This window comes from Pseudomonas sp. FW305-3-2-15-E-TSA4 (assembly GCF_058787295.1).
In genome coordinates this window covers 91,641-107,003 of record NZ_JBYSZP010000008.1, presented here as the reverse complement: position 1 = coordinate 107,003, position 15,363 = coordinate 91,641, and the positions used below count along the sequence as shown (strand labels likewise).

Annotated in this window: 15 protein-coding genes; 6 read left to right on the top strand and 9 right to left on the bottom strand. The window is 60.9% G+C overall.

Features of this window, described 5'->3' with window-relative positions; genetic code table 11:
* Positions 1–18 precede the first annotated feature (18 nt).
* The 3 genes from AC3WMV_RS13070 to AC3WMV_RS13060 form a co-directional block, all read right to left on the bottom strand.
* On the bottom strand, positions 19–438 hold the full coding sequence (locus AC3WMV_RS13070; protein WP_052964019.1) for an organic hydroperoxide resistance protein: 420 nt from the start codon (positions 436–438) through the stop codon (positions 19–21).
* Between the two features lie 320 nt (positions 439–758).
* Complete coding sequence (locus AC3WMV_RS13065; protein ID WP_103368328.1) at positions 759–1,214, bottom strand: MarR family winged helix-turn-helix transcriptional regulator; 456 nt, start codon at positions 1,212–1,214, stop codon at positions 759–761.
* 73 nt (positions 1,215–1,287) lie between these two features.
* Positions 1,288–2,244 (bottom strand): LysR family transcriptional regulator, encoded by a 957-nt coding sequence (locus AC3WMV_RS13060; protein ID WP_096794959.1) that lies wholly within the window; start codon positions 2,242–2,244, stop codon positions 1,288–1,290.
* Positions 2,245–2,354: 110 nt separating this feature from the next.
* On the opposite strand from AC3WMV_RS13060, the gene AC3WMV_RS13055 reads away from it, so the two are divergent.
* Entirely contained in the window at positions 2,355–3,104 is a 750-nt protein-coding gene (locus AC3WMV_RS13055; protein ID WP_178085247.1) for a sulfite exporter TauE/SafE family protein, read from the top strand.
* Here AC3WMV_RS13055 and AC3WMV_RS13050 read toward each other — a convergent pair.
* A complete protein-coding gene (locus tag AC3WMV_RS13050) occupies positions 3,094–3,948 on the bottom strand; it encodes a LysR substrate-binding domain-containing protein (RefSeq protein ID WP_025113145.1) in 855 nt (284 codons plus the stop codon). The genes AC3WMV_RS13055 and AC3WMV_RS13050 overlap by 11 nt on opposite strands.
* A 96-nt stretch (positions 3,949–4,044) precedes the next feature.
* Here AC3WMV_RS13050 and AC3WMV_RS13045 point away from each other — a divergent pair, with 96 nt between their 5' ends.
* Entirely contained in the window at positions 4,045–4,266 is a 222-nt protein-coding gene (locus AC3WMV_RS13045; protein ID WP_097088306.1) for a DUF1127 domain-containing protein, read from the top strand.
* A gap of 64 nt (positions 4,267–4,330) precedes the next feature.
* Positions 4,331–5,557, top strand: a complete 1,227-nt coding sequence (locus tag AC3WMV_RS13040; protein ID WP_096794960.1) for a winged helix-turn-helix domain-containing protein — start codon at positions 4,331–4,333, stop codon at positions 5,555–5,557.
* Positions 5,558–5,674: 117 nt separating this feature from the next.
* Here the strand turns inward: AC3WMV_RS13040 and AC3WMV_RS13035 are convergent, their stop codons facing one another.
* Positions 5,675–7,021, bottom strand: coding sequence for a class II 3-deoxy-7-phosphoheptulonate synthase (locus tag AC3WMV_RS13035; RefSeq protein WP_007964815.1), 1,347 nt, complete (start codon positions 7,019–7,021; stop codon positions 5,675–5,677).
* 153 nt (positions 7,022–7,174) lie between these two features.
* On the opposite strand from AC3WMV_RS13035, the gene AC3WMV_RS13030 reads away from it, so the two are divergent.
* Positions 7,175–7,930: a spermidine synthase gene (locus AC3WMV_RS13030; RefSeq protein WP_027613441.1), complete on the top strand. Its 756-nt coding sequence runs from the start codon at positions 7,175–7,177 to the stop codon at positions 7,928–7,930.
* A 108-nt stretch (positions 7,931–8,038) separates the two neighbouring features.
* Here the strand turns inward: AC3WMV_RS13030 and AC3WMV_RS13025 are convergent, their stop codons facing one another.
* On the bottom strand, positions 8,039–8,830 hold the full coding sequence (locus tag AC3WMV_RS13025) for a crotonase/enoyl-CoA hydratase family protein (protein ID WP_103368369.1): 792 nt from the start codon (positions 8,828–8,830) through the stop codon (positions 8,039–8,041).
* 421 nt (positions 8,831–9,251) lie between these two features.
* On the opposite strand from AC3WMV_RS13025, the gene AC3WMV_RS13020 reads away from it, so the two are divergent.
* Positions 9,252–10,925: a DEAD/DEAH box helicase gene (locus AC3WMV_RS13020; RefSeq protein ID WP_027613439.1), complete on the top strand. Its 1,674-nt coding sequence runs from the start codon at positions 9,252–9,254 to the stop codon at positions 10,923–10,925.
* 116 nt (positions 10,926–11,041) lie between these two features.
* Here the strand turns inward: AC3WMV_RS13020 and AC3WMV_RS13015 are convergent, their stop codons facing one another.
* Entirely contained in the window at positions 11,042–11,809 is a 768-nt protein-coding gene (locus AC3WMV_RS13015; RefSeq protein ID WP_103368460.1) for a DODA-type extradiol aromatic ring-opening family dioxygenase, read from the bottom strand.
* A gap of 104 nt (positions 11,810–11,913) precedes the next feature.
* Between AC3WMV_RS13015 and AC3WMV_RS13010 the strand changes: the two genes are divergently transcribed.
* A complete protein-coding gene (locus AC3WMV_RS13010) occupies positions 11,914–12,570 on the top strand; it encodes a thiopurine S-methyltransferase (RefSeq protein WP_103368461.1) in 657 nt (218 codons plus the stop codon).
* A gap of 199 nt (positions 12,571–12,769) precedes the next feature.
* Here the strand turns inward: AC3WMV_RS13010 and htpX are convergent, their stop codons facing one another.
* Positions 12,770–13,657, bottom strand: a complete 888-nt coding sequence (htpX, locus tag AC3WMV_RS13005; RefSeq protein ID WP_007964827.1) for a protease HtpX — start codon at positions 13,655–13,657, stop codon at positions 12,770–12,772.
* Positions 13,658–13,961: 304 nt separating this feature from the next.
* Positions 13,962–15,173: a pyridoxal phosphate-dependent aminotransferase gene (locus tag AC3WMV_RS13000; protein WP_003226761.1), complete on the bottom strand. Its 1,212-nt coding sequence runs from the start codon at positions 15,171–15,173 to the stop codon at positions 13,962–13,964.
* Positions 15,174–15,363 lie beyond the last annotated feature (190 nt).

Genomic DNA, 15,363 nt, shown 5'->3' with positions numbered 1-15,363 from the left:
GGCCTGGGGCGTCAGTGCTTAAACGGTGACGTGCAGACGCACGTCGACGTTGCCACGGGTGGCGTTGGAGTACGGGCAGACCTGATGCGCCGCTTCAACCAGGCTCTGTGCATCCGCCTGTTCCAGGCCCGGCAGGCTGATGTGCAGGTCGATGTCCAGACCGAAACCACCAGGAATCTGGCCGATACCGACATGAGCAGTGATCGAGGCATCGTCGGGGATTTTGCGTTTGGTCTGGCTGGCGACGAATTTCAGTGCGCCGATGAAGCAGGCCGAGTAACCGGCAGCGAACAGTTGCTCAGGGTTGGTCGCTGCGCCGCCGGCACCGCCGAGTTCTTTCGGGGTAGCGAGTTTGACGTCGAGGATGTTGTCGCTGGAGATCGCACGACCATCACGGCCGCCAGTGGAGGTTGCGATTGCAGTGTAGAGAGTTTGCATGGTGTGGGCCTCGTTGGGTGTCTGTTTTTGCGCTAATTGTTTGCGCGCTAAGTAAGTGCGAGGTGAATGTAGCTCGCTAATGTTTAGTGCGCAAGATAATTTTCTGGAAAATATGCGCTTCGACGAAGGACTGGTTCGTTTGGTTAGCCTGGAAGGCGCGGTTTAGAGAGGATGGCGGGAAGGTCAGGCGTGGAAAAATATTTTTCAGACAACGAGATTACCTGTAGGAGTGAGCCTGCTCGCGATAGCGGTGCAGCAGTCAACACGATGGCGGCGCGTTCACCGCTATCGCGAGCAGGCTCACTCCTACAGTGGCGGGCTCAGGCCAAACTGTTTTGCAGATGGTTGCGTAGGGCTTGCAACTCAGATTGAAGCTTCTGCAGGCGTTCGAGGGTGAAACCACTGGCGCCGAGGATGCATTGTGGAATGGTTTGCGCCTTGTCGCGCAGTGCTCGACCTTGCTCGGTCAACTCGACAATCACCACACGCTCATCTTCACGACTGCGCGTGCGGCTGAGCAAGCCTTCACCTTCCAGCCGTTTGAGCAACGGTGTCAGCGAGCCTGGATCGGTCAGCAACCGCGTGCTGATTTCGCCCACGGTCAAACCATCCTTTTCCCACAGCACCATCATCGCCAGATACTGCGGATAGGTCAGGCCCAGCGCTTGCAACAGCGGCTTGTAGACCTTGGTCATCATCAGTGAAGTGGAATGCAGGGCGAAGCACGCCTGATTGTCGAGCAGCAGGTCGTCGCAGGTGTCGCGTTCGGTGGTCATGGCAAAGCCTTGTTCGGTGATGGGCTTGAATCTAGCGCCCGAATGTTTAATGCGCCAGATAATTATCCAGAATCTAGTGCCGGCCCAGCTCGCGCTGTAGCGCCAGATCCCACGGCGGCACCGGGCTGAAGCGGGTCTTGAGGTATTCCAAAAGCAGACGGCTGCGCGAGTGGGTCTGCTGTTCCATGCGCAGCGCATAGATGCCGGTGCTTTCCGGTTGCGGCAGGCCGTTCTCGCAGAACAGCGGCAGCAGTTCGCCGCGCAGCAGGTACTCACTGGCCAGCCAGGTCGGCAAATGCGCGATGCCCAGCCCGGCCAGAGCACCGCACACCAGCGCTTCGGCATTGTTGGCGCTCATGCGGATGCGCGCGGGGCGATGCAGTTGCATTTGCCCGTCCAGTTCGAAGCGCCAGGCGAAGGGCGGGGCGAGACCTTCCCAATCCAGCCCGTCATGTTCACTCAACTGCGCGGGATGGCGCGGTGCGCCACGGCGTTTCAGGTAGTCGGGGCTGGCGCAGGCAATGCGCACCATGCTCGCCAGCGGCGTGGCGACCAGCCGCGTATCGGCCATTTGCCCGGCGCGCAGCACCAGATCGACTTTGCCCAGATTCGAGCCGTGCATGTCGATGAAGCTGTCGATCAGGTGCAACTGCACGTCGAGGCCCGGGTACAGCACCAGAAAGTCAGCGATGACCGGCGCGAGATGGCGGCGACCAAAAGCGGCCGGGGCATCGATGCGAATCAAGCCTTCCGGCGCACTGCTCAACGACACCGCCTCGGCGCGGGCCAGTTGCAGTTCGCTGACGATGCGTCGTGCTCGCTCGGCAAACGCTAGACCTGCCGGGGTCGCCCGCACGGCGTGGGTGCTGCGAATGAACAACTGGCTGCCAACAGCGCTTTCCAGGCTGTCGATGCGCCGCGCCACGGCGGAAGGCGTCAGCGGATGACGACGGGAAGCTGCAGAAAAACTGCCGCTTTCCAGCACATCGAGAAACAGCCCGAGCTGTTCGGTCAACTGATTGGGATTCATGAGTGTTTCGGTGCTTGTGCGAAATTGGCATAGCCATTGTGCGTTGCTGTGCGTTTCCCCGCCAGCCTCTACTGCGTAGGATGAATCGCCTGACGGATGAGGACATCGCTGTGATCGAGTTTTTGTTGTACCTGCTGTTTGGCGCCGCCCTGGGGACACTGGGCGGGATCTTCGGCATCGGCGGTGGTTTGATCGCCATCCCGCTGCTGGGCGTGTGGTTTGGCCTCGATCAGCAGATCGCCCAAGGCACGGCGCTGGTGATGGTGGTGCCCAACGTGATGCTGGCGCTGTGGCGCTATCATCAGCGCAATCGCATCGAATTGCGTCATGCGCTGCCGCTGGCGGTCATGGGTTTTTGCTTTGCGTGGATCGGTTCGATCTGGGCGGTCGGCATCGATGCGCAAACCATGCGTATCGGCTTTGTCGCGTTCCTTGTGGTGCTCTCGGCGTACAACCTGCTGAAGATGTTCGGCAAAAAAACCGTCGTGACCTCCGAGATGCGTTACTCATGGCCATGGCTCGGTGTTCTCGGCGCAGCGTCCGGGACCATGGGTGGTTTGTTCGGTGTCGGTGGAGCCGTAGTGGCAACGCCAGTGCTGACCAGTCTGTTCGGCACCAGCCAAGTGGTTGCCCAGGGCCTGTCGCTGGCGTTGGCACTGCCGAGCACCGGCGTGACCCTGGTGACCTACGCGGTGCATCACGAAGTGGACTGGATGATCGGCCTGCCGCTGGCCATCGGCGGTCTGGCCAGCATCAGTTGGGGCGTCAAAGTCGCCCACGCCATGCCGGAACGGCTCCTGCGCGGGCTGTTCTGCGGTTTTCTGGTGCTGTGCGCGGTGATGCTCGCGTTTAAAGTTTGAAGCCTTCGACGATGTGTTCGGCCAGGCATTCGGTGATCGGCGACGGATTGTTCAGGTTGCGGATCAGCATGATGCTGGCCTCAGGCAACAGCGGCAGATCCTCGGCGGCGCCGAGAATGCGCATGTCCGGGGTGATCAGGCTTTCCAGTTGCGCGGTGATCGCCAGACCCGCGCTCACCACCGCCATCAGCGCCGACAGGCTGGTGCTGTTGTAGGCGATGCGGTAGTCGCGGCCCATCGCGTCCAGCGCATTGCACGCCCACAAACGGCAGAAGCAATCACTGTTGAACATCGCCAGCGGCAACGGCGTCTGCTCGTGGGCGCTGAAATTCTGCGCCTCGGCCCAGACGAAACGTTCCTTGCGCAGCAACTGACCGATCTCGTTGCCCGGCTCGCGGGTGACAATCGACAAGTCCAGATCGGTGCGCTGCAACAGCTGTTTGCTGGACTCGCAATGCACTTCGATCTGGATCAGCGGGTAGAACTGAGCGAACCGCGAGAGGATCCCCGGCAGAAACCGCATCACGTAATCGTCCGGCGTGCCAATTCGCACGGTGCCGACCATGTGCGGCTCGCGCAGCGTGTTGAACACTTCGCTGTGCAATTTCAGGATGCGCCGCGCGTAACCCAACAGCACCTGGCCTTCGGCGGTCAGACGTACCTGGCGGCCGTCGCGCTCGAATAGCTGGCGTTGCAGCACATCTTCTTCGAGGCGCTTCATCTGCATGCTCACCGCCGATTGCGTGCGGTTGACCATCTCGCCGGCGCGGGTAAAACCGCCCTGATCGGCAATCGCAACGAAAGTGCGCAGGACATCGGTATCGATACTGGGGTAGGCCGACAATTGATGAATCTCCGTGATGAATGCCATCAGAAACATTCGTTGGATTGATCTTAGCGCCAGCGCGAGACTTGAGCCATCCACAAGGAGGGCAACACGATGAAAGGTCAAAGAGAGTATGTAGACGACGCAAAATTTTCCGGCCACGGCCATATCGTTTCCGACCTGCTGCACAAGTTTAGCCGCTGGTACGAACTGCACCGTGAGCGTGAGTTGCTTGCCAGCCTGAGCGACGAAGCGCTGAAGGACATCGGGGTCAGCCGTGCCGACGTCGAACACGAGGCCATCCGGCCGTTCTGGGATGATCCGATGCATAAATGATCAGGGCCTTACTACACAAACCACTTTCAGGTGAGGTAGGTTGCGAGCAGACAAGGAGATGCTCATGCCCGCGACTCTGGCCTTTTCCCTCAAACAGGCGCGACGTCTGGCGCTGGCTGCCCAAGGGTTCAACGGGCGCCAGCCGCCGACCGTCAAGGCGCCGCAACTCAACCGGCTGATCGAACGGCTGGGGCTGTTGCAGATCGACTCCGTCAATGCCGTGGTGCGCTCGCACTATCTGCCGCTGTTTTCCCGTCTGGGTTCCTATTCTTCCGATCTGCTCGACCAGGCTGCCTGGAGTTCGGGCCGTCGGCGCACGCTGTTCGAATACTGGGGCCACGAAGCGTCGTTGCTGCCGCTGGCGATGTATCCGTTGATGGGGTGGCGGATGCAGCGGGCCAGAACTGGCAGAGACATCTATCAGCAACTGGCGAAGTTTGGTCTTGAGCAGCAGGACGTCGTGCGCCGGGTTTTAAGCGCGGTTGAGGCGCGCGGTGCATTGGGCGCCGGCAGTCTGTCGACCCGCGAGGACAAGGCCGGGCAATGGTGGGACTGGAGCGCGGAAAAGCATGCGCTGGAATGGTTGTTCGCCGCCGGTGAAGTGACCGTCGCCGGCCGCCGCGGTTTTGAGCGTTTGTATGATTTGCCGGAGCGGGTGATCCCGACATCGATTCTGCAGCAGCCGTTGCCGGATGAAGCCGAAGCACAACGTGGTCTGCTGCTGCACGCGGCCCAGGCATTGGGCGTCGGCACGGAAAAGGATCTGCGCGATTATTTCCGCTTGAACCCTGGCGATGCGCGCCCGCGTCTGGCGGAGCTGGTCGAGGACGGGCAGTTGCAGACCTGCGAAGTCGCTGGCTGGCGACAGATCGCCTACTGCCTGCCGCAGCCGAAAGTCCCGCGCAAAGTCGTCGCCAGTGCGCTGTTGTCACCGTTCGACTCGCTGATCTGGGAGCGCAGTCGCACCGAGCGCTTGTTCGATTTTCGCTATCGGCTGGAGATCTATACGCCGCAGGACAAGCGGGTCTACGGCTATTACGTGTTGCCGTTTCTGCACAACGAGCGGATTGCCGCGCGGGTCGATCTGCGCGCCGAGCGGGCGTCGGGACGATTGGCGGTGCATGCAGTGCACGAGGAAGAGCCGGGGCTGGACGAAGAGGGGATGCTGGCGCTGGCGTTGAATTTGCGGCAGATGGCCGATTGGCTGGGGCTTGCGCGAGTGCAGCTTAATTGTCAGCGCGAGAGTGCGGGGCGGTTGCGGGTGGCATTGGCTGAAGTCTGTAGTGACTGAGCTGGCCTCTTCGCGAGCAGGCTCGCTCCCACATGGGTTTTGTGTACGACACAGATCCAGTGTGGGAGCGGGCTTGCTCGCGAAGGCGGCCTGCCAGACGCTAAAAATCTGACTGATTCAGCGGCGGACTTGTTTCAGGGTTTCCGCGATCAAAAACGCCAGTTCCAGCGACTGATCGGCATTCATCCGCGGGTCACAGTGGGTGTGATAACGATCCGACAACCCGTCTTCAGTGATCGGCCGCGCACCACCGATGCACTCGGTGACATTCTGCCCGGTCATCTCGATATGAATCCCGCCGGCATAAGTGCCCTCGGCTTCGTGCACCTGGAAGAATTGCTTCACCTCACCCAGGATCTGCGCGAAGTCGCGGGTCTTGTAGCCGCTGCTGGCCTTGATGGTGTTGCCATGCATCGGGTCGGAGCTCCACAGCACTTGCTTGCCCTCACGCTGCACCGCGCGGATCAGCGCCGGCAGGTGATCGCCGACCTTGTTCGCACCCATCCGCGCAATCAGGTTCAGGCGCCCCGGATCGTTGTCCGGGTTGAGCACGTCGATCAGGCGAATCAGATCATCCGGGTTCATGCTCGGGCCGACTTTCACCCCGATCGGGTTGTTCACCCCGCGCAGGAATTCGACGTGAGCACCGTCGAGCTGACGGGTACGGTCACCGATCCACAGCATGTGCGCCGAGCAATCGTAGTAATCGTTGGTCAGGCTGTCGCGACGCACGAAGGCTTCTTCGTAGTTCAGCAGCAGCGCCTCGTGGGCGGTGAAGAAACTGGTTTCGCGCAGTTGCGGTGAACTGTCCATGCCACAGGCGCGCATGAACGCCAGGGTTTCATCGATGCGGTCGGCGAGGTGGCTGTACTTCTCGGCCAGTGCCGAGTTGGCGATGAAGTCCAGGTTCCACTTGTGCACCTGATGCAGGTCGGCAAAACCGCCCTGGGCGAAGGCGCGCAACAGGTTCAGGGTGGCGGTGGACTGGTGATAGGACTGCAGCAGGCGCTCCGGATCCGGCACGCGGCTCTTTTCGTCGAAACCGATGCCGTTGACGATGTCGCCCCGGTAGGCCGGCAGGGTCACGCCGTCGATGGTTTCATCGTTGGCCGAGCGCGGTTTGGCGAACTGGCCGGCCATGCGCCCGACCTTGACCACCGGGCAACCGGCGGCGAAGGTCATGACGATCGCCATTTGCAGCAGCACTTTAAAAGTGTCGCGAATCTTTGCGGCGGAGAATTCGGCGAAGCTTTCGGCGCAATCGCCGCCCTGCAGCAGGAACGCCCGGCCCTGAGTCACTTCGGCAAACTGCCGGCGCAGCTCGCGTGCTTCGCCGGCAAACACCAGCGGCGGATAGCTGGCCAAGGTCTGCTCGACTTGGCGCAGATGCGCCGCGTCAGGGTATTGGGGTTGTTGCTGGATCGGCAAGGCGCGCCAGCTGTCAGGGCTCCACGGTTGGCTCATCACGGTCTCTAATTGGTTCTACGCACGGGAAGCCCATGGTAGCAGCAATTAGTGCGTGACCTGCTCCCGCCCCATCACCGACAATCGCCGCTTTGCCACGGCGCCGGAGCGGTGCCATCGCGTCACCGCGCCCGGTGACCATCAGGAGACGAAATGACTGAGGAGCGCGTCGAGCTGTTGCTCGCCGAGGTACAGGATGAGTTCGGCGTGATTCGCGTGCTGGAAGTGGCCGATTACCGCTTTCTGGAATTCGGCGATGCCATCGAGCAGAGCTGCGTGTTCACCGCCGATCCGAGCTGGCTGGAATACGACTACACCCGGGCGATGCTGATTGGCGCGTTGTGCCATGAGCAACCGGAGAGCGCGCTGTTTCTCGGTCTCGGTGCCGGCACGTTGACCCAGGCTTGCCTCAAGTTCCTGCCGCTGGAAGACGTCGAAGCTATCGAACTGCGCCCGGACGTGCCGCGTCTGGCGATCGAATACCTGGGGCTGGATGATGATCCACGTTTGTATATTCGGGTCGGCGATGCGCTGGAGTTGCTGCCGACGGCCGAGCCTGCGGATCTGATCTTCGTCGACCTGTACACCGACGTCGGCCCGGGTGTCGGGCATCTGGCCTGGAGTTTCCTCGGCGACTGTCAGAAGCGTCTGAATCCAGGCGGCTGGCTGGTGATCAATCAGTGGGCCACCGATGATGGCAAACCGTTGGGCGCGGCGTTGTTGCGCGGGCTGTATCACCGGCATTACTGGGAGTTGCCGGTGAAAGAGGGCAATGTGATTCTGATTGTGCCTGCGGATCTCGATCAGGAGCTGGACATGCAGGCGCTGACCGCCCGCGCCGAAGTGCTGGCGCCACGCTTGGGGTATTCGTTGCAGTCGTTGATCAAGGCGATTCGCCCGGCGACATGAGTGGTCAGTAATGGCCCTTCGCGAGCAAGCCCGCTCCCACATTTGAAATGCATTCCAAATGTGGGAGCGGGCTTGCTCGCGAAGAGGGCCTGAAGAGCACCCGTTTTCTCAGATCCCTTTGAAGATGCCCGGGCGCCGCTCCACCAACGACCGCACCCCCTCCTTGGCATCCTCACTCCCCAGTAACTTTTTCACCAGCGCCGGCAACCCCTGCGCCGCCGCCGTCTCACCTTCATAGCGCGCCTGGCGCGCCGACATCAGTGTCGCCTGCACCCCCAACGGTGCCTGCCGGGCGATCCGTTCGGCCAACTCAATAGCCCGCGGCAGCAGGTCCTCACTGGCCATCACTTCCTGGACCAAACCCAGATGCAACGCATCGTGGGCATCAAACTCATCGCCGGTCAGCAACCAGCGCATCGCGTTACCCCAGCCGGCCACCTGATGAAAACGTAACGTCGCGCCACCAAACGGAAAGATCCCCCGCTGCACTTCCATTTGCGCGAAGCGGGTATTGCTCGCACACAGGTTGATGTCGGCGGCCAGCATCAACTCGATACCGATGGTCAGGCAGTAGCCCTGCGCGGCAACAATCACCGGTTTGCTCACTCGCGGCCCGACAAAAACACCCCATGGGTCGCAACCGCCGGTCGGAACCTGCCAGCCTTCGGCGAGGGCGGCGCTGGCGTTGAGCAGATCCAGACCGGCGGTAAAGTGCTCGCCATGCCCGAACACCACCGCCACCCGCGCCTCGCTGTCGGTCTCGAACTCGCCGTAGGCCAGGCTCAAATCGTTGAGCAGATCGAGGTCGAAGGCGTTGCGTTTGGCGGCCCGGTCGAGGCCGATCAAGTGGATATGACCTCGACGTTCACGGCTGACGCGGCCGGGGCAGGACTGATTCATGAATAAATCCTCGGGCGGGAAGGGCGGGTGCAGCGACGGTATGCCGCACATCGATGAATCGTTTAAGCGTCATCACCCGCAGGGCCGGGCCTTTGCAAAATAGACCTTTGCACGATTATCCGCAAAACCCCGTTACACAGCGGTGACACACCGATTCAGGCGATAAAAAAAGCTCCCTTTTTGGGCAAATTCCGGTATAGTGCGCGCCGGCCTTTAACCGGGCCGCGTTTAGGTAGCGCAATTCCCCGAAGTCAGCTTCGGCTGCACGTCCGCACTGCGGGCTCTTCCTTGACGATTCTTTTTCATTCATACGTTTTCGCAAATCCCCGCCGACAAAGCTGCCAGGGCGACTCTTGAGTCTCAACACGGCATGTGCAGCTTTGGAGCATGGGTCTTTGCGGATGCACTTAGAGGCAGACCCATGACCCAGGAAATCGGCGGCTTCGCCGCTCTTGAACTTCATCCCAATATTGTCGCTGCAGTAGTCGCTACCGGCTATGAAGAGCCTTCGGCCATTCAGCAGCAGTCGATCCCGATCATCCTCGCCGGTCACGATATGATTGGTCAGGCGCAAACCGGTACCGGTAAAACCGCTGCCTTTGCCCTGCCTATCCTGCACCGCATTGATCCGTCCAAGCGCGAGCCGCAAGCTCTGATCCTGGCCCCAACTCGTGAGTTGGCGCTACAAGTTGCAACCGCTTTCGAAACCTACGCCAAGCAAATGCCGGGCGTAACTGTTGTGGCTGTCTACGGCGGCGCGCCGATGGGCCCACAATTGAAAGCAATCCGTAATGGCGCACAGATCGTTGTCGCCACTCCGGGCCGTCTGTGCGACCACCTGCGTCGCGACGAAAAAGTCCTCGCTACCGTGAACCACCTGGTTCTGGACGAAGCAGACGAAATGCTCAAACTCGGTTTCATGGATGACCTGGAAGTGATCTTCAAGGCCATGCCGGAAACCCGTCAGACCGTATTGTTCTCGGCAACCCTGCCGCAGTCGATCCGTGCCATCGCCGAGCGTCACCTGCGCGATCCGAAGCACGTGAAGATCCAGAGCAAGACCCAGACCGTTACCGCGATCGAACAGGCTCACCTGTTGGTTCACGCTGACCAGAAGACCTCTGCCGTTCTCAGCTTGCTGGAAGTGGAAGACTTCGACGCGCTGATCATGTTCGTGCGCACCAAGCAAGCGACCCTGGATCTGGCCAGTGCCCTCGACGCCAAAGGCTACAAGGCCGCTGCGCTGAACGGTGACATCGCCCAGAACCAGCGTGAGCGCGTGATCGACTCGCTGAAAGATGGCCGCCTGGACATCGTTGTCGCAACCGACGTGGCTGCCCGTGGTCTGGACGTTCCGCGCATCACCCACGTATTCAACGTGGACATGCCGTACGACCCGGAATCCTACGTGCACCGTATCGGCCGTACTGGCCGTGCCGGTCGCGAAGGTCGTGCGCTGCTGCTGGTGACTCCACGTGAGCGCCGCATGCTGCAAGTGATCGAGCGTGTCACCGGTCAGAAGGTTGCCGAAGTGCGTCTGCCGGACGCTCAGGCTGTTCTCGATGCACGCATCAAGAAACTGACCAACAGCCTGTCGCCGCTGGTTGCTGATGCCGAGTCGACTCACGGCGAACTGCTGGATCGCCTGACCGCTGACATCGGTTGCACCCCGCGTGCCCTGGCTGCAGCTCTGCTGCGCAAGGCTACCAACGGTCAAGCGCTGAACCTGGCGGCGATCGAGAAGGAACGCCCACTGGTGCCGAACAATGCACCGCGTGGCGACCGTCCTGAGCGTTCCGGTGATCGTCCTGAGCGTGGTGACCGCGAGCGTCGCGCGCCAATGCCTCTGGGCGAAGGTCGTGCCCGTTGCCGTACCGCGCTGGGTGCGCGTGACGGTATCGCCGCCAAGAACCTGCTGGGCGCCATCCTCAACGAAGGTGGTCTGGCCCGCGAAGCGATCGGTCGCATCCAGGTGCGTGACAGCTTCAGCCTCGTCGAGCTGCCGGAAGATGGTCTGGACAAACTCCTGACCAAGCTGAAGGACACTCGCGTCGCTGGCAAGCAGCTGAAACTGCGTCGCTACCGCGAAGATTGATCCGCCCTTGGGCTGATTGATCGAACATGAAAAATCCCCGACTGGTTCGGGGATTTTTTTGCCTGCTTTTTGCCTCGCCCCACAACCCTGTGGGAGCTGGCTTGCCAGCGATGACGTCAGCCGAAGCGATAGATATCCATACCCAGTGCACCCATCGTGAAGCCTTTATGCGCTACGCGGAACTCACCTCCCGTACCACGGGCAAAATACAGCGGCAGCAAATGCTCGTCACTCGGATGGCTGCGCACCGCATTGGGCGCCTGCTGACGATAATCGTGCAGTGCCGCCTCATCGTCGGCCGCCAGCTTGTCGATCATCCAGTCACGGAAGTCCCGTGCCCACGGCTCGACGCTTTCCGGGCCGGCGTGCCAGTCCAGTTCGCGCAGGTTGTGGGTGATGCTGCCGGAGCCGATCAGCAGAATGCCCTGCTCGCGCAGACTCGCCAGCGCTTGTCCGACACGGGTTTGCAACACCGGGCCGCCGCGACTCGGCAGCGACACCTGCACCACCGGAATATCCGCCTGCGGATACATCAGCGACAGCGGCACCCAGACGCCGTGATCGAACGGGCGTTGCGGGTCGAGGCGTGCCGGCAGATGCGCGGCGTCAAGCAGTTCAGCCACTTCGGCTGCCAGTTGCGGATCGCCCGGTGCCGGGTACTGCACTTCGAAAAGGGCACGCGGGAAGCCGCCGAAGTCATGCCAGGTTTCCGGACGAGGATTGCTGCTGACCAGCAGTTCCTGGCTTTCCCAGTGGGCGGAGACGATCACGATGGCTTTAGGCCGCGGCAGTTCGGCCGCCAGACGCGCCAGCGCCGGGCCACTGGCACCGGGTTCCAGTGCCAGCATCGGTGAGCCGTGGGAGATAAACAGGCTGGGAAACATGGAAAGGTTCCTGAGCGGTAAGATGGCCTCATCTTCAGTCAGATCATTGATCTAAATCTAATATAAGTTTTAACGCCTTTTGATCGAATTTTTTGGGGTGATGCATGCAGCCTGAGTTTTGGCACAAGAAGTGGGAATCCAATCAGATCGGCTTTCATTTGCCTGAGGTGAACCCGTATCTGCAGCGGCACTGGCCGCAACTGGCGATCCCGGCCCAGACCCGGGTGCTGGTGCCGCTGTGCGGGAAAAGCCTGGATCTGCTGTGGCTGGCCGGGCGCGGGCATCAGGTGCTCGGAGTCGAGCTGTCGCTGAAGGCCGTCGAGGATTTTTTCAGTGAGCATCAGGTAACGCCGCAGGTCAGTGCCAAGGGGCCGTTCAAGGTCTATCGCGCCGATTCCATCGAGTTGTGGTGCGGTGATTTCTTTGCGCTGACAGCCGACGATGTAGCGGATTGCGCGGCGTTGTACGACCGGGCAGCGCTGATTGCCTTGCCGGCTCAGATGCGTGAGCGCTATGCGGCGCATTTGCAGCAGATCCTGCCGCACAGTGTGCAAGGGTTGTTGATTACCCTGGATTACGATCAGGCGCAGATGTCCGGGCCACCGTTTGCGGTGGGGGATGATGAGGTGCAGCGCTTGCTGAGCGAAGTCTGGCAGGTGCAGGTGCTTGAGGAGCAGGATGTGCTGGCGGAGAGTGTCAGGTTCCTGCAGGCGGGGGTGACGCGGTTAGAGGAGCGGGCTTATCGGGTTTCTGGCCGATAGGTTTTTATTGGTAGGGCCGGCCTCATCGCTGGCAAGCCAGCTCCCACAGGGTTTTGTGGTGTTCTCTGGATTTCTGATTCAACACGGATCACTGTGGGAGCTGGCTTGCCAGCGATGAGGCCAGAACAGGCAACCCATAATCCCGCGCACAAAAAAGGCCCGCATCACTGCGGGCCTTTTCGTTACTGCGCCAAACCGATCAACCGCGACGACGCAGCGCGTCGATACGCTCTTCCAGCGGCGGGTGGCTCATGAACATGCGGGCAAAGCCTTGTTTGATGCCACCGTTGATGCCGAATGCGTTGAGGGTGTCCGGCATGTGCACCGGCAGGCCCTGTTCGGCGCGCAGGCGTTGCAATGCACCGATCATCGCATTGGTACCGGCCAGACGTGCGCCGGCTTCATCGGCACGGAATTCGCGTTTGCGCGAGAACCACATGACGATGGCGCTGGCGAGAATGCCCAGAACCAGCTCGGCGAAGATCGTCGCCACGTAGTAGGCGATGCCCTGGCCTTCTTCGTTCTTGAAAATCACCTTGTCGACGAAGTTGCCGATGATCCGCGCGAAGAACATCACGAAGGTGTTCACCACGCCCTGGATCAGTGCCAGGGTGACCATGTCACCGTTGGCCACGTGACCGATTTCGTGGGCCAGAACGGCTTTCACTTCATCTGGCGAAAAACGTTCGAGCAGGCCCTGACTGACCGCGACCAGCGCGTCGTTCTTGTTCCAGCCGGTGGCGAAGGCGTTTGCTTCGTAGGCCGGGAAAATACCGACTTCGGGCATCTTGATCCCGGCTTCGCGGGACAGTTGCTCGACGGTTTGCAGCAGCCATTGCTCATGCCGGGTACGTGGCTGGCTGATGATCTGGGTGCTGGTGCTCATCTTCGCCATCCACTTGGAGATGAACAGCGAGAACAGCGAACCGGCGAAACCAAAGACCGCACAGAAAACCAGCAGCTGACTGAGGTTGAGATCAACCCCGTTGGCCGCCATGAACCCGTTGAAGCCGAACAGGCTCAGGGTGATGCTGGCTATCAGCACGACCGCCAGGTTAGTGGCCAAAAACAGCAGGATGCGCATCATGGTTGTAGAAATCTCCTCAAGCTAAAGATGTAGCGTACTGCGGGGTATATAAGGTGCGGCACCGGGTGATTCAACCGAGTGACTATTTCAAACTGTGTCCTACAGCGGATTCCCGAGTCTGCAGGTCATTGCCCACGGCCAAAACCGAAAGGGATTACAGCCGGCCGCTACCCGCCGCCACTGCGCCAGAGGCGGGTGGGCCATATGAATCGCAAGTGTAGAAGGCGCAGCGAGGCGGGGAGAGCAGAAGTGTTGCTGAATCAGACAGTGCGCAACGTTCGGGCCGTTGCGCACCGTTGACCGGTTACTGGCGGTAGGACTTGAGGAAGTTGCCGATGCGGCCGATGGCCATTTCCAGATCGTCGACGCGGGGCAGGGTCACCACGCGGAAGTGATCCGGCCACGGCCAGTTGAAGGCCGTGCCTTGCACCACCAGCAGCTTCTCGGAGAGCAGCAGGTCGAGGACGAATTTTTCGTCGTTGTGGATCGGGCAGACTTTCGGGTCGATCCGCGGGAACGCATACAGCGCGCCCATCGGCTTGACGCAGCTGACGCCCGGAATGTCGTTGAGCAATTCCCAGGTGCGGTTGCGCTGCTCCAGCAGGCGGCCCTGCGGCAGTACCAGGTCATTGATGCTCTGATAGCCGCCGAGGGCGGTCTGAATCGCATGCTGACTCGGGACGTTGGCACACAGGCGCATGTTGGCCAGCATGTCGATGCCTTCGATGTAGCTCTGGGCATTGTGTTTCGGCCCGGAGATGGCGATCCAGCCGGAGCGGAAACCCGCCACGCGGTAGGATTTTGACAGACCGTTGAAGGTCAGGCACAGCAGGTCAGGCGCCAGCGAAGCGGTGCAGATGTGCACGGCGTCGTCGTAAAGGATCTTGTCGTAGATCTCGTCGGAAAACACCACCAGGTTGTGCGCGCGGGCGATTTCCAGCATGCCCAGCAGCACTTCCTTCGAATACACCGCGCCGGTCGGGTTGTTCGGGTTGATGATCACCATGGCCTTGGTGTTCGGGGTGATCTTGGCCTTGATGTCGGCCAGGTCAGGGAACCAGTCGGCGCCCTCGTCGCACAGATAGTGCACGGCGTTACCGCCGGCCAGGCTCACGGCGGCGGTCCACAGCGGGTAGTCCGGTGCCGGCACCAGCACTTCGTCACCGTTGTTGAGCAGCGCCTGCAACGACATCACGATCAGCTCGGACACGCCGTTGCCCAGGTAGATGTCTTCGATGCCGACACCTTCGACATTTTTTTGCTGGTAGTACTGCATCACCGCTTTACGGGCACTGAACAGGCCTTTGGAGTCGCTGTAGCCTTGGGCGGTCGGCAGGTTGCGGATCACATCCTGAAGAATTTCGTCCGGCGCTTCGAAACCAAACGGCGCCGGGTTGCCGATGTTCAGCTTGAGGATGCGCTGGCCTTCCTCCTCCAGACGTTTGGCGTGCTTGAGCACCGGGCCGCGAATGTCGTAGCAGACGTTGGCGAGCTTGTTCGATTTGCTGAACTGCATGGCGATGTGATCCCGAAAATGAACGATCCAGACGGCGGATGGCCAACCGTACTGGGATTCCTGCGTCTTCGCACAGGCGGAGTCTTGCGCCATGGCGCCGAGAATCCGTTTGAATGCGCCCGGTCTGGCTGCCAGACTGGCGTGTGACGAGGCGCAATCATACGTGCCACCCGATCCGTGGAAAAGGTAC

Coding starts and splice junctions, on each gene's coding strand:
- AC3WMV_RS13070 (WP_052964019.1), bottom strand. CDS start 438: ATGCAAACTCTCTACACTGCAATCGCAACCTCCACTGGCGGCCGTGAT.
- AC3WMV_RS13065 (WP_103368328.1), bottom strand. CDS start 1,214: ATGACCACCGAACGCGACACCTGCGACGACCTGCTGCTCGACAATCAG.
- AC3WMV_RS13060 (WP_096794959.1), bottom strand. CDS start 2,244: ATGAATCCCAATCAGTTGACCGAACAGCTCGGGCTGTTTCTCGATGTG.
- AC3WMV_RS13045 (WP_097088306.1), top strand. CDS start 4,045: ATGAAAGGTCAAAGAGAGTATGTAGACGACGCAAAATTTTCCGGCCAC.
- AC3WMV_RS13040 (WP_096794960.1), top strand. CDS start 4,331: ATGCCCGCGACTCTGGCCTTTTCCCTCAAACAGGCGCGACGTCTGGCG.
- AC3WMV_RS13035 (WP_007964815.1), bottom strand. CDS start 7,021: ATGAGCCAACCGTGGAGCCCTGACAGCTGGCGCGCCTTGCCGATCCAG.
- AC3WMV_RS13030 (WP_027613441.1), top strand. CDS start 7,175: ATGACTGAGGAGCGCGTCGAGCTGTTGCTCGCCGAGGTACAGGATGAG.
- AC3WMV_RS13025 (WP_103368369.1), bottom strand. CDS start 8,830: ATGAATCAGTCCTGCCCCGGCCGCGTCAGCCGTGAACGTCGAGGTCAT.
- AC3WMV_RS13020 (WP_027613439.1), top strand. CDS start 9,252: ATGACCCAGGAAATCGGCGGCTTCGCCGCTCTTGAACTTCATCCCAAT.
- AC3WMV_RS13015 (WP_103368460.1), bottom strand. CDS start 11,809: ATGTTTCCCAGCCTGTTTATCTCCCACGGCTCACCGATGCTGGCACTG.
- AC3WMV_RS13010 (WP_103368461.1), top strand. CDS start 11,914: ATGCAGCCTGAGTTTTGGCACAAGAAGTGGGAATCCAATCAGATCGGC.
- htpX (WP_007964827.1), bottom strand. CDS start 13,657: ATGATGCGCATCCTGCTGTTTTTGGCCACTAACCTGGCGGTCGTGCTG.
- AC3WMV_RS13000 (WP_003226761.1), bottom strand. CDS start 15,173: ATGCAGTTCAGCAAATCGAACAAGCTCGCCAACGTCTGCTACGACATT.